The sequence below is a fragment of the Helicobacter fennelliae genome (genome assembly GCF_900451005.1).
GTDB classification, from domain to species: Bacteria; Campylobacterota; Campylobacteria; order Campylobacterales; family Helicobacteraceae; genus Helicobacter_B; species Helicobacter_B fennelliae.
This window is the reverse complement of record NZ_UGIB01000001.1, coordinates 1691770-1715189: the sequence shown is the minus strand read 5'-3', so window position 1 is coordinate 1715189 and position 23420 is coordinate 1691770. Positions and strand designations below refer to the sequence as shown.

Sequence of the window (23420 nt, the reverse complement as noted above, 5' to 3'; positions counted from 1 at the left end):
GTCTTATTGTAGCTGTTATTGGGTTTTATCCACGCCAAAAACCCTAAGTGAAAGATCGCGCAATGCCCCAGAATCTATAATCTCCTCTAATGCCTTATCAACCACCAACGCCACATCTTTGTCTTTGTAGATGAGATACAATGGCTCTTTGGCAATACTCTCACCAACACTCCGCAACGCTAGATTCTGTATATAATCGCTAATCATCGCCGCATCGCCTACCACACCATCAATCGCGCCATTTTGCAATGCCTCAAAAAGAGTCGCATTGTCGCGATAGTAATGAATATCAATGATATTGCCCTCTTTTGCGTTCCATTCTTGCAGGGCTTTAGATTGTGGGGTTGCTATGAGGGTTGCGATTGATTTTTGGTTGAGGTCTTGAAGTGTGTGAATTGGGCTAGATTCTGGCACAAGGATCTGCAAAGTCAAAAACAAATAAGGATGCGCGCTGATGATGAATTGATCTTGAAGTTGCTTTGTGGGCGGGATTTGAGTGATGATTACATCAAATTTTTTAGATTCTAGTCCTTGAAGTAGGCTTTCTTGATGTGTATTGATAGTGTTTATAACAGTTTGCAGATTATTATTTGTGTCATTAAGAAGCTTGGCAAGCTCTATGCCAAAGCCCTTAAGTTCGCCATTTTCTTGATAGCTTAGTGGTTTGTCATCATCGCTACAAGCGATACTGAATGTCTTTGTGCTAGAAGCAGAATCCTTGCACGCGCCAAAACCACAAACAAGCACAAGAAGCAAAATCTTTACTATTTGATTTTTTTGCATTTTTTACCTTGATAGTCATTTCCACAGCCACAGCCACAGCCACAATCACGTTTTTTATATTTTTTGATGAGAAGTATCACGCACAAAAGTGCAACTCCTATTCCAAACCATTCGATTGTATTCAAATTCACACCTCATTTTTTAGCTAATTCTAATATAATTAAAGTAAATTTTTAAGGAGCATTCAATGAGTAAAATCAAAAAAGTTGTGTTGGCGTATTCAGGCGGGCTTGATACAAGCGTGATACTCAAATGGCTTGGTGATAAGTATAATTGCGAAGTAATTACCTTTACAGCAGATATAGGGCAGGGCGAGGAGCTAGAGCCAGCGAGGCTCAAAGCCCAAAAGCTTGGCATAAAAAGTGAAAATATTTTTATCAAAGATTTGCGAAGGGAATTTGTGCGTGATTTTGTGTTTCCTATGTTTCGGGCAAATGCAATTTATGAGGGCGAATATTTGCTAGGCACAAGCATTGCGCGCCCATTGATTGCAAAGCATTTAGTCGAGATAGCGCATGCTACAAATGCTGATGCGATAGCCCATGGTGCGACAGGTAAAGGAAATGATCAAGTGCGCTTTGAGATTGGAGCGTATGGACTTGATCCAAATATCAAAGTCATCGCGCCTTGGAGAGAATGGGATCTCAATAGTCGCGAAAAGCTTTTGTCTTACGCGCAAAATGCCGGAATCCAAATCGACAAAAAACCCAACAAATCGCCATATTCTATGGACGCAAATTTATTGCATATCAGCTATGAGGGGCAGATTCTCGAAGATCCAAATGTCGCCCCTGAAGAGAGTATGTGGAGGTGGAGTGTATCGCCAAAAGACGCGCCAAATGAGAGTGAAATTATTACTATTGGGTTCAAAAACGGCGATGGGGTAAGCATTAATGGTGAAGAGCTAGCACCTGAGGTGTTTTGGTCAAAGCTTAATGATTTGGGCGCAAAGCATGGCATAGGACGACTTGATCTAGTCGAAAATCGCTATGTGGGTATGAAATCGCGTGGCTGCTATGAGACGCCCGGTGGCAGTATCTACCTCAAGGCACATCGCGCGATAGAATCTATCACGCTTGATAGAGAGGAGGCACATCTCAAAGATGAGATTATGCCAAAATACGCGAGCTTGATTTATAATGGGTATTGGTTTAGCCCCGAACGCGAGGCGTTGCAGGCACTCATTAATAAGACGCAAGAGAGGGTTGAGGGCGTTGTGCGCTTGGAGCTTTATAAGGGTAATATCATGGTGCTTGGACGAGAATCTAAAAACTCACTCTTTGATGCGGCATATAGCACATTTGAAGAAGATAGCGTATATGATCAAAAAGACGCGCAAGGATTTATCAAGCTTAATGCCTTACGCTTCATTATCGCAGGCAAAGCAAAAAAGCATAAATAGATTCTAGATAATGCGCCTTTTAGTAGGCTTCCGCACTGCCAAATAAGCTACCACAAAAGCAACTATAATAGTAGCGCAGGACTTATGCTATACTGCCAAATAAGCTACCACAAAAGCAACTATAATAGTAGCGCAGGACTTATGCTATTAACTTTATTTGTTTATTTGCCTAGAGTCTCGCATTAATGACTTTTTTTGCGTTTGAAGTCAAAGGTTTGCAGAAAGTTTTGCGCTCGCTTTGTTTTGGGGTTTGTGAAAAAATTTTGTGGCGTATCTTCTTCGATAATCACCCCAGAATCTAAAAACACAATCCGATCGCTCACAGCTTTTGCAAAGCCCATTTCATGTGTTACAATCATCATCGTAACCCCATCATCAGCAAGCTCTAGGACAACCTCAAGCACTTCATGCACCATTTCAGGATCAAGTGAAGCGGTGATCTCATCAAAAAGCATAATTTTTGGATTCATACACAATGCCCGCACGATAGCCACGCGTTGCTTTTGCCCACCGCTTAAAACTTTTGGATAAGCAAGGGCTTTAGATTCTAATCCTATGCGCTTTAGGAGTGCATAGGCTTGATCTTTGACTTCTTGTTTGGGTCGTTTTTGGACTTTGAGCGGTCCTAAGAGGATATTTTCCTCGACACTCAAATGAGGGAAAAGCTCATAGTTTTGAAACACCATACCAATGTCTTGGCGCACTTGACTCCAATTTGTTTTTGGCTCATTAATGCGCTTAGATTCTAGGTAGATTGCGCCACCTTGTGTCGGCTCTAGTCCATTGATACATCGCAAAAGCGTGCTTTTGCCACAGCCACTTGGTCCAAGCAATGTAACAACTTCTGCTTTTTGTATCGTGAGATTAATATCTTGAAGCACGATGTGCTGATTATAGGATTTGAGTAGGTTTTGAATCTTAAGCATAGAATCCTCCTTGCATTAATTCCATTTATTTTCAAGCTTTTTAGAAAATCTTGAAAGCGGATAACAAATCGCAAAATACAATAACAACAGCAAGCCATAAATGATAAATGGCGCATTATCAATCGCGCGATTTGCCTCGATAATCTGCCTGCCGACTTGCAGCACATCAACAACCCCGATAAATGTAACAAGTGCTGTAGTTTTAATCATTCGAGTAAAAAGATTGATAAACGCGGGTAAAAGTCGCTTATTGGCTTGCGGAAAAATAATAAAAAGTTGGGTTTGAAGCCAGCTTAGCCCCAAACTTAGAGCAGATTCTCTTTGGTGCTTATCAATAGAATTTAGACTTGATCGCACCAAATCGCCGATCTCTGCACTACCCCAAATTACAAAAACAATAATTGCTACAAGGTGATTATTAATATCAAGCCCTAGAGCTTGTGGCAGTCCAAAATAAAATACATAAAGTAGCGCAAGGATAGGCACTATACGGACAAATTCAAGGTAGAATCTACACAGCGCGCGAATGGGAAAAAACTTTGAAAGCATACACAGCCCAACAATTGAGCCAAAAAGTATAGAAAGCATAATCGAGATAATCGCGATATAAAATGTAACAAAAAGCCCATCAGCAAAGCGGATAAGGTTTATCGTAGTAAAAATAGATTCCATACTTGCTCCTTTTGGGTTGTTAGAGTTTTTTACGCATATTTTTTTCTAAAACACTAAAGAGAATCGATAATGGCAGCAAGATCACAAGATAAGCAAGCAAAAGCATAAAAAGTGCTTCGTATGTTTTGCCATATACATTGATGATGTCTTTGCTTACATACAGCACATCAGCAAGTGCTAGGATTCCAACCACAGAAGTTTCTTTGACCAAAAATATCACATTTGCACCGATAGATGGAAGCGCGACACTTAAGGCTTGAGGGATCACAACATAAACAATCAGCCCAATGGGATTTAGCCCAATACTAAGGGCGGATTCTATCTGGGCTTTGCCTACGCTTTGAAGCCCTAAGCGAAAAGACTCGCACATATATCCACCACCTAAAAAAGCAAGCCCGATAATCGCGCAAGACTCGGGGCTAATTTTGATTCCGATTTTGGGTAATGCAAAATACAAGAAAAATAGCTGAATCAAAAGTGGTGTATTTCGTGCAAATTCGACATAGAATTCTATAATCTTGCTAAGGAAAAAAATCTTTTTAAACGAAATCAGCAAAGCGCACACAAAGCCAATGATAAGGGCAAGCACAATGCCAAAAAAAGAAATTTTGAATGTAAGGATTATGGCATCTTTAAAGAAAAAGATATGCTCAATGATAAAATTCCAATCTAACATACATTCCTCTTTAAGCTTTGTTTAGGTATCAAATAAGATTTTAGGATTAGATTCTAAAGGATTATCGTCTATCTAATCCTCGCTTCACACTTCCTTCAAGCTGCTTTTTGAGGCTGGGATTAAGCTCTTGAAGCTGATTAAGAGTAGAAAGCACAAGATCTGATTTGACATTTTTATGCCTACTGAGCGCAAACAAAAAATGTTGCTTTTGTGCGATATTTAAATGAAGCATATCATAAAATCTAAATAAATCTCCAACAGCTTTTTGCAAATCCTGATAAGTGCTATCAGGAGAATCAAGTGGGACCATAAGTGTTTCAAAACTTATAATTGTATTATCTTGTGTTTTTATTTGTGGCTTTGGGGGTTTTGAAAATTTCGCAACAATAACCACACACGCAATAATAACAACCAAAAACAATGCCAAATAAAATATTAAATCAAACATTTTTCCAACTTTTACTGATATTTTAAAGGAGTTTTTGGCTAGAATTATAGCTTATTTTTTTATGAATATTTTTGTTTGAGGTGCAAGTTTTATGGATTTTTTAGGGTTGGCTCAAAAATATGGAACGCCTCTTTATGTGTATGATATGGAGAAAATCAAGGCTAATTTTTTGGATTTTAAGCAGGCGTTTGCTGGGCGAAAATCCTTAATTTGCTATGCGTTGAAAGCAAATTCAAATTTGAGTATTTTATCTCTACTTGCGCAATGTGGCAGTGGAGCAGATTGCGTATCGATTTATGAAGTCAAGCGCGCACTACTTGCAGGAATCCCAAAATACAAAATCATATTCTCTGGTGTCGGCAAGAAGTCAAGCGAGATCAAAGAAGCCTTAGAGCTTGATATTTTATTTATCAATGTAGAATCTCAAGCTGAGCTTATGATGATAGAGCAAATCGCTTCTTCACTGCAAAAAGTAGCGCGTATTTCTATCCGCGTAAATCCAAACATTGATGCCAAAACCCACCCATACATTTCAACAGGACTAAGCGAAAATAAATTTGGTGTCGATATGGATCTCGCAAAGCAAATGTATCTGTATGCGTATAAATCAAGCACCCTAGAGCCCATAGGCATTCATTTTCATATCGGATCGCAGCTTACAGATCTCTCTCCAATCTCTCAAAGCACCCAAAAAATAGCCGAGCTTGCACGATCTCTTGTCGCTTTGGGTGTGGATTTGAGGTTTTTTGATGTCGGTGGTGGCGTTGGGATTTGCTATGAAAATGAGCAAGTGATCGCACTTTATGATTACGCGCAAAGTATTTTAAAAGCTTTAAACGGGCTAGATTTGACGATTATTTGTGAGCCCGGACGAAGGATTGTCGGTGAGGCAGGGTATTTGCTCTCAAGTGTGCTATATGAAAAATCAACCCCAAGCAAGCGATTTGTAATCGTTGATGCGGGAATGAATGATCTTTTGCGTCCAGCTTTGTATGGGGCATATCATACAATACAAGCGCATCAAGCACAGAATCAAACCCAACAAAATAAATCCACACAAGATGAGCCTACACAATCAGCCACAAAAGCAGATATTGTAGGACCTGTGTGTGAGAGTGCTGATGTGTTTGGCAAGGATATAGTCCTTCCGCCACTTAGAAGCGGAGATATTCTCTCATTTGGCAATGCTGGGGCGTATGGTTATAGTATGTCAAGCCATTATAACGCGCGAATGCGTCCAGCAGAAGTTGGGGTATTTGTAGATGGTGAGTGCGAGTGTGAATGTTTATTAAAGCCTAGAGAGAGTTTTGAGGATTCTGTCGCGGAGGAGCTAAAGATTTTACACTCTCATCAAGCTACACAAAATAGAGATGAAAACACAAAAAACACAAAAACTAAGGAATAATATGCCAAAAATAGATGAATTAGATTCTTTGCGTGCAAAAATCGATCATATCGATGAGCAGATTTTAGAGCTTTTGAATGCAAGGCTTGATATTGTCGTAGCAATCGGCGCAACAAAGCTTAAGACAAATGGAAGTATCTATCGACCAGAGCGAGAAAAGCAAATCATAAATCGCTTAAGCCAACTCCCTTCAAAGCATCTCAACACTCAAGCCATAGAAGCCATATATCAAGAGATTTTTGCTATCTCTAGGAATCTTGAGCTTCCAGAAAAAGTCGCTTATCTTGGACCTATCGGAAGCTATACACACCAAGCAGCAGAGGAGCGATTTGGCGCGATGAGCGAATATTTGGGGATCAATACTATTAGTGCGATTTTTAATACCCTAGAATCTAAAAGGGCAAAGTATGGAGTTGTGCCAATTGAGAATAACACCAATGGTATGGTTGGCGAATGTATCGATAATCTCGTGCAATCGCACTTCAAAATCGTCTCAGAAATTATTTTGCCAATCCACCATAGCTTCGTCTCGCATTGCGAGCATTTGCACCAAATCAAGCGCATCTACTCAAAAGACATCGCATTTGGGCAGTGCGATACATTTTTGATGGCGCATAATCTCCTCTCTATCGAGCAAATTCCCACAGAATCTACCGCCAAAGCCGCACAACTTGCTGCCAAAGACAAAGAAAGTGCTGCTATTTGCTCCAAAATCGCTGCAAAGCTCTATCACATTCCTGTGATGTTTGATAATATACAAAACTCCAATCACAACAAAACGCGCTTCATCGTGGTGAGTGATTTTACAAACGCGCCAAGTGGTAATGATAGGACTTCGATTTTTGCTACACCAAATGGTTTCAATGAAGCAGGCACACTTTTGGGGTTATTGCAGGATTTTAAGGACGCAAATATCAACCTTACAAAAATAGATTCTCGTCCGATCCGCTCAAAGTCGGATTTTAGCTATGGATTTTATATTGATTTTGATGGGCATATCAAAGATGAGGCGATCGCACAGATTTTTGCCAAACGCGCCAATCAGCTTAAATGGCTCGGAAGCTACCCCAAAACAGACGTATAAGATACACATCTTTTACTCTTTAATTCGCACAAGACAATAAAGAACAATAAGGAATACAAATGGAGTTTTTGCCACTTACACTAGAATCTAAAACAACTATTGATGGATTTTTGCGTGATGAGAATTTTTTGATTTCAGATATTGTGTTTGGAAATCTTTTTATCTGGAAAGATGCGCGAGAAATTACTTATGCGCTGTGTCATGATACATTAATCATCAAAACAACCTACCCACACAAAGAGCCTTATTTTTTCTATCCGATAGGCAAAGGCGATAAAATCCAAGCCCTCAAAGAAATCGCGCTGTATGCTCAGAGCTTGCAGATTCCGCTTTGTTTTGAATCAGTGCAACAGTGCAATATCGCAGGGCTAAAGAGCGTATTTGGAGAGATTGAGATCACACCAGCAGTTGAGCATTTTGATTATGTGTATTTGGTGCAAGAGCTTATCAATCTAAGTGGCAGGAAATTTCACAAGAAAAAAAATCATCTCAATCAGTTTTTGCTAAACTACCCGCAATGGCAGTATGAAAAAATCACACAACAGAATGCAAAAGATATTATTGAAGTCGCAACGCAGTGGTTTGAGAATACCCCTAACCCAACGCAAGGGCTTATCTCTGAGCATATCGGGATAAAAAATGCCTTGAAAGTATATGACAAACTCAATCTATCGGGCGGATTTGTGCATATTGATGGCAAAATCATTGCATTTAGCTTTGGTGAGCAAATCAATAACGAAATGGTGGTGATCCATATCGAAAAAGCCACAAATGAGATTCCCGGAGCATATCAAATCATTAATCAGCAACTTCTTGTCAATGAATTTAGCCATTTTGTGTATGTCAATCGCGAGGAGGATTTGGGAATTGAGGGCTTAAAAAGGGCTAAGAAAAGCTATAATCCTGTCTTTATGGTCGAAAAATTCCGCACCAAAATTCCATACGAAATCTACACAAGCAAGGTCAAAAGCTAGGCAAAATAAGCAAAAATAAATAAAACAGATAGATAAAAGGTTGGTTATGGATTTTGTTGATGTAAAATCACAATACAACGCGTATAAAACAGAAATTAATAGGGCAGTTTTGGGGGTTTTAGATTCTGGCGATTTTGTGCTAGGGCAGGAGTGTGTACGATTTGAGCAAGATCTTGTCGCTTATACGCGCGCGCCATTTGCACTTACTTGCTCAAATGGTAGCACAGCATTATTGCTTGCGTTGCTTGCGCTTGACATTAAGCCCGGAGATGAGGTGATTACATCTTGTTTTTCATTTATTGCTGCTGCTGAAATGATCGCATTTATCGGAGCAAAGCCTGTTTTTGTGGATATTTGCGAGGATTCTTATATGCTTGATCCCACACAGCTAGAATCTAAAATCACAAACAAAACCAAAGCCATTATTCCTGTGAGTTTGTTTGGGCAGATATATGATGTCGCGCGTGTAAATGCGATCGCCAAGGCTCATGGGCTATTTGTGATAGAAGATAGCGCGCAAAGTTTTGGCGCGATGTATGAGGGCAGACGCGCTTGCACTTTTGGCGATATTGGCATTACAAGCTTTTTTCCGAGCAAGCCACTAGGCGCGTGCGGAGATGGAGGGGCGATTTTTTGTGATGATGAAGGACTATTTACAAAGCTAAAAATGCTACGCAATCACGGACAAGATGGCAAATACAATCACCGCTATATCGGGCTTAATGCGCGATTAGATTCTCTGCAATGTGCTATATTGCGTGTGAAATTAAAGCATTTTGATGATGAACTTTGTGCGCGCCAGAATCTAGCACAACGTTATATTGATGCGTTTGAGTGCTTAGAAGCGCAAAAAGGGCGCGATCTAATCCTGCCAAAAACATTGCCAAATCGCACGCATACTTTCGCGCAGTTTTGCCTAAGAAGCAGGCAAAGAGAGCAGATTCTCTCTTATCTTGCCAAAGCACATATCCCCGTTGCAATCCACTACCCAAAACCCCTTCATTTGCAGCCTTCAATGCAGTTTTTGGGTTATAAGAAACAAGATTTTCCTATATCTTATCAAGTGAGTCAAGAAATTTTTTCACTTCCATTGAGTGCGTTTTTGACCCAAAGCCAGCAAGATCGAGTAATCCAAGCGATGTATTTTGCACTTCATTGATTTTTTTTTTTTTTTTTTTTGGATTCTTCGTTTGTTTTATTCACTCAGAATGATATTTTTGGATTCTGTGGTTTCTTTATTGTTATTTCTTATTTATTTGTTTGGATTTTTTGGATTGCCACGCAAAATTTTCAATTTTGCTCGCAATGACAATTCGCTTTCTGGATTCTTTGGCAAGCCTTAGAATGACGATTTGCTTTTGGCTGTCGCTTAAGTAATGACGAAGTAATAAGTTGCAATGACAACATTACGCGTCATTGCGAACGAAGTGAAGCAATCCATAACACATAATCTATCATTCGTCATTCTGAAGGCGTGCATAGCATGGCTGAAGAATCCAGAAAAAAAGTAGATTCTGCAAATGTAAAGGCTGGATTCTTCCTTAGGGCTAGAATGACGGGGTGAATTCTGGTTTGGATTTTTTGGATTGCCACGCAAAATTTTCAATTTTGCTCGCAATGACGAGTTGTTTTGGATTATTTTGAGCTTTGTTTTCATCAATGATAATAAGCTAGATTCTAGATTGCCACGACTTTTTGCAAAGTCTTGCAATGACGAAGTAAATTCTCATAGATTATTTTGTTTTACTCGCTAAACCACTTTTTGATTTTTTCAAATGTGTCTTTAAATATGTTTTGATGAGGTTCGCTTTGGATTCCAAAGCTTTGGTGGAGCTTTTGGAGAAGTTCTTTTTGTTCGGCATTGATTGATTGTGGATAGGTGATTTGTATTTGTGCGATGAGGCGACCTTTGCGATTATAATTCACATCTTTGACACCCTCATTGGCAAATACAAATTGCTCTTTGTCTTTAGAATTTGCCGGTAGATTGAGCTCAAGCGTTTTGCCATTGAGTGAGGGGATTTGGATTTTGGCACCGAGGATAATCTGCGTGAAAAATACCGGAATCTCGATGTATAAATCATTATTATGTCGTATGAAATGCTCATCTTCTTGCACTCGCACCAAAAGATAGAGATCGCCACGTACGCCGTTTTTGAATTCATTGCCCCTTCCGCTTACGCGCACGCGCATTTCATTATCGATACCTTGCGGGATTGGCACTTCAAAGCTTTCGCTTGCCATGACAAACCCTTCGCCTTTGCATTTTTTGCATTTTTTGGTGATTGTCTCGCCTGTGCCATTGCATTTGGGGCAGGTCTGTCCAAATGCGACAAAGCCTTGTCGTAAAAATACTTGCCCTTTGCCATCGCACTCTTTGCAGGTGCTTACTTTGCCATCTTCAGATCCTGTGCCATTGCAGTCTTTGCAGTATTGTTTGTATTGTGATTTGATTGTTTTGGTGCAGCCAAATACAGCTTCTTTGAAAGTCAAATCAAGTCTAATCATAAAATCAGCCTCGTATTTTTGGCTTGATTTTTTGCTACGCGCGCTACTTCCAAAGCCAAATGCAGAGCCAAAAATATCACCAAAAATATCAGAAAAATCCGCCCCACCAAAGCTAAAGCCTTGATTGTGTAGTCCTTCCTTGCCATAGCGATCATATACTAATCGTTTGTCATCATCGCTTAGCACTTCATAGGCTTCATTGATGCGCTTAAACATCTCTTCGGCTTCTTTGTCATCAGGATTTCTGTCGGGGTGGTATCTAAGAGCCATTTTTCTGTAAGCTTTTTTGACTTCATCTTTATTGCTTGTGCGCTCTATTTCTAAGATTTCATAATAATCAAAACTTTCCATAATTTGCCTCCTCAAACAATCTAAAACAATATATCTAAAGTAAGATTCCCGCCTAAGTGCATCATATGATAAGCGAGCTTGCCATTAAAATGAAGTGATAGGGTTGTATGTGTCGAGAGACTACACAAAAATCCCGCTTGCAATACCCCATAAGTGCGATATTTATTATCTGGAAGTGTGAAGTCAATACTGCCATTTTTATCGATAATCGGGCGCATAAGCACATCAGAATCTAAAACCGCAATATCTTGTCGCAGCAATGGCGTAACATAAAAATAAAATTGCTGTGAGATGAACTGCTTGTATTGAAAGCCTATATCAAGATTTGTATTGAGTGCTAGATCTGGAATATTAAAGCCACCTTTGCTGATATTGTATAAAAAATATACATTCACTCTGCCTAGAGGCTGGATAAAGCTTCCATGGCTATTGAGCGCAAAAACATAGCCATATTTAAGATACGCATTTGTAAGAGTTGTAACAAGCGCGCTATTTTCAGAAAAATTAAAACCTTGAGAGATTTCTGCTTGGATTTGGTTTGCGCCGATAAAAATATCAGTATAGAGCGCAAGCTGGGCGTTATGGAGGTTTGTTGTTGTGTTTGTGCGAGATTGTGAATTGGATTGATTTGATTGGCGGTTTGATTGATTATGTGATTGAAATGTATAGGCAAATGTAAAGCCAAGCGGGTATTGATCGATTAAATGATCATAATCAAACAAAAATCCGCTATAAAATCCATTTAGCGCATTATTATCAGCGATCCCGCCAAGCGCGATAAGGTGTATATCATTTGGCTTATCAGATCGTGTGTTGTAGCGATAGGTGTAGTAGGAATATCTATCAAGCTGACTTGAGTCAATCATTGTGCTATGTGTAGGGCTAATTGATGAGCTAATCGATGAGGGTTGCGTTTGATTTGGGGTATTTGAGAGAAAGTTTTTTGCGTGCGCATTCTCTTGCGCTATGTTTTGTGTTGTGTTTGGGGTTTGCGCGTGAGCGATACAAAAACTTAAAAATAAAATTAGAAATTTCATTTTTCTCATTTATTTTCCTTTATTTGTCATATTTTTTTTACTTTTTTGAAATTATTTTTTTCGTGCATTTTGGGTTTAGAATGCTTTATATCTAAAAAACAAATTTAAAATCATTAAAGTATAAAACAAAATTGAAGTGCGATTATAAAAAAAAATGTATTTTAAAGGGCTTAATTTGTTAAAATTTTGATGAATTTGTAAGGAATATCAAAAAAGAGGAGAGGCTAGTGAAAGGTAAGATTATCAAAGATTTTAGTTTGTGGTGTGATTTTATCGAACGTGGGTTTTTGCAGAAGGATTTTGATAGGCTTATTAGCGAGCAGAAGTTTAATGGTGCAACAAGCAATCCAAGCATTTTCGCGCAAGCGATTTTGCATTCTGCATCGTATCAAGATGAGATCCAAGCACTCAAAGCAAAGCAATACAACTCAAAGCAAATTTATGAGACTTTGGCGATCAAAGATATACAGCTTGTAGCAAGTAAGCTTAATGCATTTTATATCGCCAATCAAGATTCTGGATATATCAGCATAGAGATTGATCCGCGTTTGTGCGATGATGTCAAAGCAAGTATAGCGGAGGGCAGAAGGCTGTATGAGGAGATAGGATTTGAAAATGTGATGATTAAAGTTCCAGCTACACAAGCGGGATTTGAGGTGATGAAAGAGCTATATGCAAGCGGGATTCACATCAATGCGACATTGGTTTTTTCGCCAGCACAAGCCAAAGAATGCGCCAGAATCTTAAATGACAGCGCAAAAACTTCCGCGCGAGCCGTGATTAGCGTATTTGTTTCAAGATTTGATACATTAGATATGACAAATGCGATCAATACAACAGACGCAACAAACGCAACACTAGAGAATCCTAATGTGTGCGCGTATCCTCGACTTGGGATTTTAAATGCAATGGTGTGTTATAGCGAGATTGAGGCATTTAATAACCCAAACATAAGAACACTATTTGCTTCCATAGGTGCAAAAAGCCCACATATTCCAAAGGATTTCTATATCACAAATCTCATCGCTCCACACACGATAAATACAGCCCCATTAGCAACCATTGAGGCATTTTGGCAGAATCCTAGCCAAAGAGTCATACAATGGCTTGACAAAAAGCGCGCGCTAGATGAGATCGCACACATAAATTTAGGTGGAAAAAGTTTAGATTCTATCTATGATATGCTTTTGCAAAATGGATTGAGTGCTTTTAAGTCATCATTTCAAGAGCTGTTAGCAAGTTTGAGCTAATGCGAGCTTTGAGCTTAATATAATCTAAGCTTGCGAGGATAAGCCTAGAATCTAGCGCGCTATAAACCAGACAAGTCCAAAAAGATCAAAAAATTTTGCAGTTGTAGATTTCAGCGGTTTTGAAGCAAAGATAAAGTAGAATCCTCATTTTTATTTCTTAAAAGAAGGATTTTTATGTTAGAAGGAAAAATTAGAGAGAGTATTTCAAAGTCAAATGCAAAGGCTTTAAGGAATGATGGTTATCTAATTGCAAATATCTATGGCAAAGGCTTAGATAATGTGCATTGTGCGTTTAAGATTAATGATTTTATCCGCACGCTTAAGTCAAAGACAACGCTTGTGTTTCCGGTGAAAGTCGATGGCAAAAGTTTTGATGTCGTGATCCAAGAATACCAAAAAGATCCGGTATTTGGGACGATTTTGCATGTGGATTTGATGGTCGCACAAAAAGGAGTCGAAGCAAAATATAAGATTCCAGTCAAAACAAAAGGTGTCGCGCTTGGGCTCAAAAATAAAGGTGTTTTGCTTGTATCCAAAAAACGCATTAGGGTCAAAGCGAAGCCAGAGAATCTTCCAAATGCCTATGAGCTTGATGTCAGCGCGCTTGATGTGGGGCATTCTATTTTGGTGCGCGATCTTCCACAAACAGAAGGTGTAAAAATAATCGATAATGATTCTGTGGCAGTTGTTGGTGTGATTAAAGCAAAATAGCTTGCAACTCCATAAATCTAAAAAGCAAATCTAAATAATGGAGGCTTTTGTGGCACAAAAAAGTGATTTGTCATCAGAATGCCTTCAGAATCCTACCTCTTTCTCTTGCCATCTTGTGCTTGATGATTGTTTTGATAGTTGTCTTAATGATTGCTTGCTTAATGATTGCTTGATTGTAGGGCTTGGTAATCCGGGTGCAAAATACCGCAATAATCGGCATAATATCGGGTTTGTCATTGTTGATGAGTTGGCGCGAGTGTTGCAGCTTGAGTTTGTGGATTCTCCTAAGTTCAAAGCCCAAATCGCACAATACAAAAAAATCTTTTTGCTCAAACCCCAAACCTTTATGAATAATTCAGGCGAGGCTGTGGCTCTTGTTGTGAATTTTTATAAAATCAAGAACATTATCGTAATCCACGATGAAATCGACATTGGCTTTGGCGCGATTCGGCTAAAGATTGGTGGAAGCAGTGGAGGGCATAATGGGCTAAAATCCATAGATTTGGCTTTGGGAAGAAGTGATTATATGAGGGTGCGATTTGGCGTAGGGAAGGGCAAAGATGTGATTTCCTATGTGCTTGGGGATTTTACCAAAGATGAGCAAGAGAGGCTAGGTGAGCTTATACACACAAGCGTTGAAGCGGTGCTGTTTTATCTCAAAAGTGGTGATTTTCAAAAAACCCAAAATAACTTCACAATCAAAGCCCCCAAACCACAGAATCTAGCGACACAATCTCACACAAAAAATCCACCATCTCCAATCTCACACAAATCACAACTATCTCCAACTTTATCAGCAAAGCTAAAACAGCAAGCACAACAAGCAAGGCAGATTCTGCAAAATCCACAAACACTACAAGCCACGCAAACAGCGCAAAGCCCTAAAACTACGCAAACACAGCCAAACCAGCCAAACCCCACAAATACTCACGCAAATGGCGCAAATAAGGATACATAATGGCATTATTTTTCTTTGTTGGTCGGTATTATTTGCGCTATTTTTTTGTGATACTTATCGCGCTTGAGTTCTTTTTTGTCAGTATTGATAGCCTGCAATACCTCGATGATTTCGTAGATTCTGCAAACCTTATTATTTTATTTTTGGCATATGATTTTATGTATGCGCTCAATTTTATGCTTCCGATTTCTTTGCTTCTTGCGATGGTTGTATGCTATCTTTTTTTGGTTAAATCCAACCAATACACCGCGCTTTTGTCGATTGGATTCTCCAAAAAATCCATTCTGCGCCCGATTCTTTGGATTAGCTTATTTTTTACATTTGTGTATATCGGGCTTAATGCCACGCCATTTGCGTATGCGCAAGAAAATGTCGAAAAATTATTCAAAAAAGACACTGCGACATTAAGCAAGGATTTGTTTGTGAAGTTTAACGATCATTATGTGTATTTTGGCGTGATTAATCCTATCGTTGGCAAGGCTCAAGATGTCAGAATCTTTCAGGTTCAGCATTCGCAAAATAATGGTGTGATAGAAAAAAAGCTCCTTAATTTCACGCAATCAAAACTTGCTTATTTTAGCCATAATGCGTGGGTGCTCCAAAATGTGATCTCTCAAGACTTGCCAAAAGAGTGGAATCTAGGCAAAGCAGGGCTAAAGCTCAAAAGCAAAGAACAAGAGGCGATTCTTGAGGGATTCCGCCCAAAAGTGCTTGACTCAATCTACCAATCAAAGCCATTGATTTCTATCGTCGATGCGATAGAATCCTTACAGATTCTGCGAAGTCAAAAAGCCGACACCGACAAAATCCGCGCTTTGCTTTATGTGCTGATTGTCGTGCCTTTATTTGTGCCATTTGTGGCGATGATTTTGGCGTATTATATGCCCTCTCTAGCGCGCTATGGGAATCTTTACATTATGGGATTTGCGTGTATTGTGTTTGCACTTATTGTGTGGGGGATATTTTTTGCTTCAGCGCAGTTTTCAGTAACGGGGATTGTGTATCCAGAGATTGGCATTATTGTGCCATTGGCATTGCTTGTCATTGTGGCTTTGTATCATTATATCCGCCTCAATCACAGAGCCTAAACAAAATAGTAATAAAGAAATAAGGAGAAAAGATGTCTTTTTCAAGAGCGATGTATAACGCAAAGGGGATTATGCAAGCGATTGTGCCTCGAGCGATTACGCAAAAATCACTAGAATCTAGAATCCAAAAAATATTAGATTCTCTTGATTTGGAGGCATTGAAGTGGCGTATAAATTTTTATCATCAAATCCACACGCCATTTAGGCTTGAGCCTCTCTATAACGCAGGGTATCCAGAGCAAAAAATACAGCGACTTGGCACATTCACGCCGCATTGTGATAAGCTCAAAAACAACAAACCCTTTCAAAAAGGCGTCTCAAGCGTGTATTATTATGATTCGTATGAATGGACGCGATATTTTAATGATGAATTTTTATGGTGCTATGAATTTGGCGATGTGAATTATTATCTTGATGCGCCAAGCATCACAAAAACGCGCCCGATAGATTCTCAAGTAAAATCTCACATAAACCCCAAAGCAGAATCTAGCAAAGAATTAAAAATAGATTCTCAAATAGAATCTAAACTAGATTCCAAACTAGATTCTGCCTACGCACAATCAAACCAAAACTCCATACTTTTTAAGCTTGAAAAGTATCGGCATTTTTGCTTTCTCAAAGATAATATAGATTTTGATGATAAGCAAGATGTGCTATTTTTTCGTGGGGCGGCATATCAAAATCATCGCGTTGATTTTTTGCAAAAATACTTCAATGATAGCCTTTGTGATTTGGGGCATACGGGCAATCCTTCGGTCCATAAGCAATGGCTTAAGCCAAAAATTTCAATCAAGGAGCATTTGAAATATAAGTTTTTGTTGAGCTTGGAGGGCAATGATGTCGCGAGCAATCTCAAATGGATTTTGAGCTCGAATTCTGCGTGTGTGATGCCTATGCCAAAATATGAAAGCTGGTTTATGGAGTCAAAGCTTGTGCCTGATTATCACTTTATTTGCATTGCTGATGATTATTCTAATCTCAAAGAAAAGCTTGCGTTTTATATCGCAAATCCAAACAAAGCAAAAGAGATTATCCACAATGCCCATCAGTTTTGCGCACAATTTATGGATAAGCAAGTCGAAGATGCGCTGAGTCTTTTAGTTTTGCGGAAGTATTTTTATTTGAGCGGACAGCAAGAGATTACACAGGAAGAAAAGGCATTGTTTGGGATTTAGATTCTAATTTCCATGAGACCCAAATTCTAGATTTTTGGTAAATTTTGTGGATTTGTTCGCTTGACTCATTGCGACGCACGAAAAGTGCGACTCATTCGCCAAGCTCCAAAAACCACAAAATTTACCAAAAATCTAGAATTTCTTTACACTTTTTTGTGTTTTCATAGAATCTAGAATCTAAAACTCAAAAAGTAGATTGCCACGCAAAATTTTCAATTTTGCTCGCAATTGAGGGGGTGGGTTTGTCATTGCGAGGACAATAGGACGAAGCAAAAGAGAATCTAGATTCTAGTAATGCTTTTATTTTATAGAATCTCTATTTTGAGTTTTTCTTGGGGTTGGTTTTTGGTTTGTGCTAAAGAATTAAAGAGACAATCTATGAACTGAAGTCTAATTAGAGCTTGAGATAAAATATTGCAATACAAGTTAGAAAAACATTTACAATCTTTGCTATAATCGTAAGCCTAAATATCTAATAAAAGGAGACAAAATGGGTAAATATATCGAACTTACAAAAGATAATTTTGAGCAAACAACACAAAAAGGTGTAGCGGTGGTTGATTTTTGGGCGCCTTGGTGTGGTCCTTGCAAAATGCTAGCACCTGTCATTGATGAGCTTGCTTCAGAGTTTGAAGGCAAAGCAGCAATCTGCAAGGTTAATACCGATGAGCAACAAGACTTATCAGCGCAATATGGAATCCGCAGCATTCCTACGATATTGTTTATGAAAGACGGACAAGTTGTCGATCAAGTCATTGGTGCGACAGGCAAAAATGTCTTAGCGGACAAAATCAACGCTCTTCTTTAATTTCTTGTTTCTTGCAAATCATCTTGTGAGGCATTTGCAAGAAGTTTATTTCTCTCACACAAACAATTTGGAGGTTTATCATGATAAATATAGCAATTATTGGTGGAGGTCCTGCTGGGCTATCGGCTGGGTTGTATGCGACAAGAGGTGGTATCAAAGATGTTGTGCTTTTTGAAAAAGGTATGCCCGGCGGTCAAATTACTGGAAGTAGTGAGATTGAAAATTATCCGGGTGTCAAAGAAATCAAAAGCGGGCTTGATTTTATGGAGCCTTGGCAGGAGCAATGCTTTCGTTTTGGGTTGCGCCATGAGATGATTGAAGTAAGCCAAATCACAAAAAAAGACAATCATTTTGTAATCCACCATGCCGATGGCAAAACCACAGAATCTAAAGCCGTGATACTTGCGACAGGCGGGCGTCCAAAGAGGATTGGGATTGCGGGTGAGAATGAATTTTGGGGAAGAGGTGTTAGCACTTGCGCGACTTGCGATGGGTTTTTTTACAAAAACAAAGAAGTTGTCGTCATCGGAGGTGGAGATACTGCGCTTGAGGAGGCGATCTATCTGACTAAAATGTGTCAAAAAGTCTATCTTGTGCATAGAAGAGATAGCTTTAGAGCTGCGCCTATAACAGTTGAGCATGCCAAAAATAACGACAAAATCGAGTTTCTCACGCCATTTAGCCCAAAAGAAATCAAAGGCGATGCAAGTGGCGTTACAGGCATTATTTTGCAAAACACCCAAACTAATGAAATCAAAGAACTTGCTGTGCCCGGAGTTTTTGTATTTGTCGGGTATGATGTCAATACGCAGGTTTTGCAGCAAGAAAATGGCTCTATGCTGTGTGAATGTGATAAGTCCGGCTCTGTTGTTGTGGATTTGTCGATGAGGACAAATATCAAAGGCTTGTTTGCTGCCGGAGACATTAGAATCAATGCACCCAAACAAGTTGTCTGTGCTGCTGGAGATGGTGCGACTGCCGCACTTCAAGCCATTGCGTATTTGGATTCTCTCAAACACTAAACGCGCCAAAGCTAATAATACAAGTGCCAAAAAAAAGATAGTAAAGACATTAAAAAAGCACAAAAATAAAGGATAGTTTATGCTAAAAATCGGAATCTTTGGGGCGAGCGGGCGGATTGGTCGGTTGATTATTGATGAGATTCTTTCCGTACCAAACAAACTTGAAATCGGGGCTATTTTTGTCAGAAAAGAGCTTGATTTTTCGCTTCCAGAAGGAAGTTTTGTAACAAATAATATCGATGAATTTATCCGATGTTGTGATGTGATTATTGATTTTAGCTCGCCTGCGGCGACGCAGTTGCTCCTTAAATCCTTGCTTCATACGCCAAAGCCTTGCGTGATAGGCACGACAGGGCTTGATGATTCTCAAAAATCCTTAATGCAAGAAGTCTCTAAAAAAGCCCCTCTTTTATACGCGACAAATATGTCAATAGGTATCGCGCTTTTAAATACAATCATCGCAAATATCGCCAAAGCCCTTCCAAACGCAGATATAGAAATCAGCGAAATCCACCACCGCTTCAAAAAAGACGCACCAAGTGGCACTGTGCTGACTTTGGCAGAGAGTTGCGCGAAGGCAAGGGGATTTGCTCTTAATGAAGTTATGGTAACAGAGAGAAAAAATGAGCGCAAACCCAATGAAATCGGCGTAGTGAGCTTAAGAGGTGGCGATGTCTCGGGGCGACATACGATAGGATTCTATATGGATGGCGAATTTTTAGAATTCACTCATAATGCTACAAGCCGAAAGGTATTTGCCAAAGGTGCAATTACTTGCGCGTTGTGGCTTTGTGATAAAGCTCCAAATCTCTACTCAATCAACCAAGTGCTAGAGGTTGAATGACTGAGAGCCAAACCCAAGCATTCAAAAGCGTACTTTTGAATGCAAGCAGAATCTATTATGAGTATTTAGATTCTCATCATTTAGGCTTAGAAGAGCTCAAAATCAACTCCGTAGCGTTTATTTACGATAAGACAAACGAGGCGAACTATGAGATGCTTTTAAGCGTGAAAGCGACATTTGTCAATGCAGATTCTCTTGTGCTATGTTTTAAGGGTACTTTTCTTGAGATAAGCGAGGCAAATGGGCTTGAGCTGATTGATTATGATGAAAAATCTCAAACCTTTCGCATAGGCTTTGCAAGCTCAAATCTCTACAAAGATTTTCAAAAAAACCAATCTCAAATCAAAATCTTTACAGATCTAAAATTCCTCATCAAAAATCTTGAAAATTTTTTTCTGGATTCTCATTCTTTCCAGCTTCCAAGCCTTGCTGCCAAAAAATCACATACATTGCGAGAATCTATTTCAGATGAGCAAAAAGAAGCGATTTTAAATATTCTAAACCACCCGCTTACTTATATTTGGGGACCTCCAGGAAGTGGCAAAACACAAGTTGTGTTGTTTGAGAGCTTGTTATATTATATCAATCACAATCAGCCTGTATGTGTGCTTGCTCCGACAAATAATGCCCTTGAGCAGATTCTAAGGGCGTTGATTAGAAAATTTGATGAGTTAGGGCTCAATCGTGAAAAGCTTTTGCGCTTAGGAATGCCTACAAATGCCTTCCTTGAATCCTATATCGAAGTGTGCGATCCGCAAATCACCCAAAAAAAGCAAAAGCAAAGCCTCTTTGGCGCGCAAAATCTTAAAAGTAGGCTCAATGAAGCTTTAGTCATAGGCATGACAATCGATGGCTTTATCCGCCGATTCAAAACGCTTGATGTAAAATTTAAGCATATTTTTTTAGATGAATGCGCTTTCACGCCACTTATCAAAACAGCCACTCTTTGCACGCAAGGGATTCCACTAACGCTTTTGGGCGATCACAAACAGCTTATGCCGATTTGTGAAATGCCCCAAAAAGAAATCCATGGCGACAAAGCGTATGCTAATCTCTTTAACCTCTCATCGCTTTTTTTGGAAGAGCTTTTTGAAGAGCCAATCACCAAAGATTCTGCAATTTTGTCAAAGACGCAATTCTCACCAGCAATCCACAAACACACCAAAATCTCAAATCTCATCAAAACACATCGCTATGGCAATAATCTTGCCAAAATCTTAGATAAGCACATCTACCACAATGGCTTATGCGGTAATCAAAGCCAGACACAACTTTTGTTTGTGGATTGTGGGCGCACCCCTCCAGTTGACAAAACAAATCTCAAAGAAGCCCAAATGGTCGCCAAAATCTACCAGCAGCTCAAAAATGAGGATATAGCGATTATCACGCCTTTTGTCAAGCAAAAAAAGCTTCTGAATGAATGTGGGATTCCATATAAATTTTTATGGACTATTCATGGCTCGCAAGGGCAAGAATTTGATAGTGTGATTTTCTCACCCGTCGCACTTCATCATCACCTCACTAATTCGCAGAATCTAAATGCCGCATACGCCCTTAATGTCGCTATAAGCAGAATCAAAAAACGACTTATCATCGTGTGTGATTATGCGTATTGGATAAAGTTTCAAAATCAATTTTTAAGCGATATTTTGCGAGAATCTACTCCATTTTTTGCTCTAAATGCTAATAATAAAAACATTCAGGTTGTCTCATTATGAGAGTTAGCAAAATGATTAAATGGGATTAATAATAGAATTTGCAAGGGGATTTATGAGGATTAGCAAGGGCATTAAGTGAGAATCTAATAAGGGGTTATAATTGAGAGGTATTATAAAAGTTGGTTTTTTTGCTTGCGTTTGTTTGGGGATTATTATTTGTGCGCTGTATGCCCCACTTCAAGTGAGGTTTTATACGCTCACATCACCCAAAATACACTCAAACATCAAAATCGCGCTTTTGAGTGATTTGCATTCTGGGAGGTTTTATCAAGAGCAAATCTTTGCCACACTTGCAACCCAAAATCCAGATATGATCCTTATGGCAGGCGATATGGTCGATGACAAAGAAGATATACAAGGGGCTATAGAGTTTTTTGCAAGGCTAAACCAGCCTCCATTCGATAAGATTCCAAAGTATTATGTCAGCGGTAATCACGAATTTTGGAGCGGTGCTATCATACCTATAAAGCAGATGATACAAGCACATCATACAATCGTGCTTGATCGCGCTCATGCAGCAGTGCATACATCTATCAAAGACAATGCCCTAATAATCGCGGGGATTGATGATCCATATGTGGTGAAATATGATGATAATGGACACAGAATCCAAAAAACCTCTCAAGAATGGGGAGATTGGCAAGGGCAATGGAGCAATCAAGTGTTGCAAACTTTTGAAGCACTTGATTTGACCGCACGTCAAGAAATATTAGACTCGCAAATATCACCAACATCGCCCATATCGTCCAAACAAAGCGCATACCCGCAAACATTACAAATCCTACTCTCTCATCGTCCAGAATGCATTAAGCTTTTTAATCAGCTTGATTTTGATCTCATCGTAAGCGGGCATACACACGGCGGGCAAGTGAGGATACCATTTATCCTTAATGGACTTTATGCGCCAAATCAGGGCATTTTTCCGCAGTATGTCGGCGGGCTTTATACGCTCAAAGACAATCAAACGCTTGTTGTCTCAAGAGGATTGAGCTTGAATGTATTTTTGCCTCGGGTGTTTAATCCGCCAGAAGTTGTGATGATAATGCTTGAGCCACAGGGCTAGATTTTAGGCTGAAGTTAGATTTTTAGAATCTAAATTGTAAGATTCTAGAATCTAAAAACACCTCGTCATTTTTAAGCGAGTGAAACGACCGAAGAACCCAGAAAGAATCCAAATCCAAATTAGAATCTTTTAGATTCTGTTATTTCTTTTTTGGATTCTTCGCTTTCTGTGAAAGCTCAGAATGACGCAAAAATTGTCATTGCGAGCAATCGTGAGATTGCATGGCAATCCATACGATGAGTTTAGATTCTCTTTTGCTTCGTCTTGCCGTCCTTGCAATGACGATTTAGATTCTAGAATCTAGATTTTAGTTTGCATAGAATCTATCATTTTGTTGTCATTGCGAAGCCCTTTAGGGCTGTGGCAATCCATTTTTTACTAGATTGCTTCGTCCTATCGTCCTCGCAATGACGAGGCACGAGGCAGGTTTGTCATTGCAAGCAATATTTAACCTTGCGTGGTAATCCATAAGATAAGGCGGTTTCAGAATCTAGAATCTAAAATACCTCGTCATGCC

At 39.3% G+C, this 23420-nt stretch carries 25 protein-coding genes; 16 read left to right on the top strand and 9 right to left on the bottom strand.

What is annotated here, in order from left to right:
- Positions 1-15: 15 nt before the first annotated feature.
- Positions 16-783: a substrate-binding periplasmic protein gene (locus DY109_RS08485; protein ID WP_023948348.1), complete on the bottom strand. Its 768-nt coding sequence runs from the start codon at positions 781-783 to the stop codon at positions 16-18.
- Positions 765-908 carry a hypothetical protein gene (locus DY109_RS11555; RefSeq protein WP_023948347.1) on the bottom strand — a complete coding sequence of 48 codons (144 nt, stop codon included), beginning with the start codon at positions 906-908 and terminating at the stop codon, positions 765-767. Before DY109_RS11555 ends, DY109_RS08485 begins: the two co-directional genes overlap by 19 nt.
- Positions 909-970: 62 nt before the next feature.
- On the opposite strand from DY109_RS11555, the gene DY109_RS08480 reads away from it, so the two are divergent.
- Positions 971-2185 carry an argininosuccinate synthase gene (locus tag DY109_RS08480; RefSeq protein ID WP_023948346.1) on the top strand — a complete coding sequence of 405 codons (1215 nt, stop codon included), beginning with the start codon at positions 971-973 and terminating at the stop codon, positions 2183-2185.
- A 182-nt stretch (positions 2186-2367) separates the two neighbouring features.
- On the opposite strand, the gene DY109_RS08475 is transcribed toward DY109_RS08480, so the two are convergent.
- From DY109_RS08475 to DY109_RS08460, 4 genes are all read right to left on the bottom strand, one after another.
- On the bottom strand, positions 2368-3111 hold the full coding sequence (locus DY109_RS08475; RefSeq protein ID WP_023948345.1) for an amino acid ABC transporter ATP-binding protein: 744 nt from the start codon (positions 3109-3111) through the stop codon (positions 2368-2370).
- A gap of 15 nt (positions 3112-3126) precedes the next feature.
- A complete protein-coding gene (locus DY109_RS08470; protein WP_023948344.1) occupies positions 3127-3783 on the bottom strand; it encodes an amino acid ABC transporter permease in 657 nt (218 codons plus the stop codon).
- 19 nt (positions 3784-3802) lie between these two features.
- On the bottom strand, positions 3803-4459 hold the full coding sequence (locus tag DY109_RS08465) for an amino acid ABC transporter permease (protein WP_023948343.1): 657 nt from the start codon (positions 4457-4459) through the stop codon (positions 3803-3805).
- A gap of 61 nt (positions 4460-4520) precedes the next feature.
- A complete protein-coding gene (locus DY109_RS08460) occupies positions 4521-4907 on the bottom strand; it encodes a hypothetical protein (protein WP_023948342.1) in 387 nt (128 codons plus the stop codon).
- A 91-nt stretch (positions 4908-4998) separates the two neighbouring features.
- Here DY109_RS08460 and lysA point away from each other — a divergent pair, with 91 nt between their 5' ends.
- From lysA to DY109_RS08440, 4 genes are read left to right on the top strand one after another with little or no spacing between them, the layout of a single operon-like run.
- Complete coding sequence (gene lysA, locus DY109_RS08455) at positions 4999-6312, top strand: diaminopimelate decarboxylase (protein ID WP_023948341.1); 1314 nt, start codon at positions 4999-5001, stop codon at positions 6310-6312.
- Between the two features lies 1 nt (position 6313).
- Positions 6314-7396, top strand: coding sequence for a prephenate dehydratase (gene pheA, locus DY109_RS08450; RefSeq protein WP_023948340.1), 1083 nt, complete (start codon positions 6314-6316; stop codon positions 7394-7396).
- 59 nt (positions 7397-7455) lie between these two features.
- Entirely contained in the window at positions 7456-8370 is a 915-nt protein-coding gene (locus DY109_RS08445; RefSeq protein WP_023948339.1) for a DUF2156 domain-containing protein, read from the top strand.
- A gap of 46 nt (positions 8371-8416) precedes the next feature.
- Positions 8417-9529 carry a DegT/DnrJ/EryC1/StrS family aminotransferase gene (locus DY109_RS08440; RefSeq protein ID WP_023948337.1) on the top strand — a complete coding sequence of 371 codons (1113 nt, stop codon included), beginning with the start codon at positions 8417-8419 and terminating at the stop codon, positions 9527-9529.
- A 210-nt stretch (positions 9530-9739) separates the two neighbouring features.
- On the opposite strand, the gene DY109_RS11180 is transcribed toward DY109_RS08440, so the two are convergent.
- The 3 genes from DY109_RS11180 to DY109_RS08425 are packed head-to-tail and all read right to left on the bottom strand — an operon-like array spanning position 9740 to position 12266.
- Positions 9740-10081: a hypothetical protein gene (locus DY109_RS11180; protein ID WP_147291181.1), complete on the bottom strand. Its 342-nt coding sequence runs from the start codon at positions 10079-10081 to the stop codon at positions 9740-9742.
- Between the two features lie 32 nt (positions 10082-10113).
- Positions 10114-11229, bottom strand: coding sequence for a molecular chaperone DnaJ (gene dnaJ, locus DY109_RS08430; RefSeq protein ID WP_023948331.1), 1116 nt, complete (start codon positions 11227-11229; stop codon positions 10114-10116).
- Positions 11230-11249: 20 nt separating this feature from the next.
- Positions 11250-12266, bottom strand: a complete 1017-nt coding sequence (locus DY109_RS08425; RefSeq protein WP_147291180.1) for a hypothetical protein — start codon at positions 12264-12266, stop codon at positions 11250-11252.
- Positions 12267-12493: 227 nt separating this feature from the next.
- Here DY109_RS08425 and DY109_RS08420 point away from each other — a divergent pair, with 227 nt between their 5' ends.
- The 11 genes from DY109_RS08420 to DY109_RS12385 all read left to right on the top strand — a co-directional run bounded on the left by DY109_RS08420 (position 12494) and on the right by DY109_RS12385 (position 23207).
- Positions 12494-13516 (top strand): transaldolase, encoded by a 1023-nt coding sequence (locus DY109_RS08420; RefSeq protein WP_023948329.1) that lies wholly within the window; start codon positions 12494-12496, stop codon positions 13514-13516.
- 174 nt (positions 13517-13690) lie between these two features.
- Positions 13691-14227 (top strand): 50S ribosomal protein L25/general stress protein Ctc, encoded by a 537-nt coding sequence (locus tag DY109_RS08415; RefSeq protein WP_023948327.1) that lies wholly within the window; start codon positions 13691-13693, stop codon positions 14225-14227.
- A 49-nt stretch (positions 14228-14276) separates the two neighbouring features.
- Entirely contained in the window at positions 14277-15185 is a 909-nt protein-coding gene (pth, locus tag DY109_RS08410; RefSeq protein WP_235148575.1) for an aminoacyl-tRNA hydrolase, read from the top strand.
- Complete coding sequence (locus DY109_RS08405) at positions 15185-16273, top strand: LptF/LptG family permease (protein WP_023948324.1); 1089 nt, start codon at positions 15185-15187, stop codon at positions 16271-16273. Before pth ends, DY109_RS08405 begins: the two co-directional genes overlap by 1 nt.
- Before the next feature lie 32 nt (positions 16274-16305).
- Positions 16306-17448 (top strand): glycosyl transferase family 90, encoded by a 1143-nt coding sequence (locus tag DY109_RS08400; RefSeq protein ID WP_023948322.1) that lies wholly within the window; start codon positions 16306-16308, stop codon positions 17446-17448.
- A 490-nt stretch (positions 17449-17938) separates the two neighbouring features.
- Complete coding sequence (gene trxA, locus DY109_RS08395; protein ID WP_023948315.1) at positions 17939-18256, top strand: thioredoxin; 318 nt, start codon at positions 17939-17941, stop codon at positions 18254-18256.
- A gap of 80 nt (positions 18257-18336) precedes the next feature.
- Positions 18337-19278: a thioredoxin-disulfide reductase gene (gene trxB, locus DY109_RS08390; protein WP_023948314.1), complete on the top strand. Its 942-nt coding sequence runs from the start codon at positions 18337-18339 to the stop codon at positions 19276-19278.
- 79 nt (positions 19279-19357) lie between these two features.
- Entirely contained in the window at positions 19358-20122 is a 765-nt protein-coding gene (dapB, locus tag DY109_RS08385; RefSeq protein ID WP_023948313.1) for a 4-hydroxy-tetrahydrodipicolinate reductase, read from the top strand.
- A complete protein-coding gene (locus DY109_RS08380) occupies positions 20119-21840 on the top strand; it encodes an AAA domain-containing protein (protein WP_023948312.1) in 1722 nt (573 codons plus the stop codon). The genes dapB and DY109_RS08380 overlap by 4 nt, the downstream gene beginning before the upstream one ends.
- A 100-nt stretch (positions 21841-21940) precedes the next feature.
- Positions 21941-22903, top strand: coding sequence for a metallophosphoesterase (locus tag DY109_RS08375; protein WP_023948311.1), 963 nt, complete (start codon positions 21941-21943; stop codon positions 22901-22903).
- A gap of 181 nt (positions 22904-23084) precedes the next feature.
- A complete protein-coding gene (locus DY109_RS12385) occupies positions 23085-23207 on the top strand; it encodes a hypothetical protein (protein WP_258399852.1) in 123 nt (40 codons plus the stop codon).
- Positions 23208-23420 lie beyond the last annotated feature (213 nt).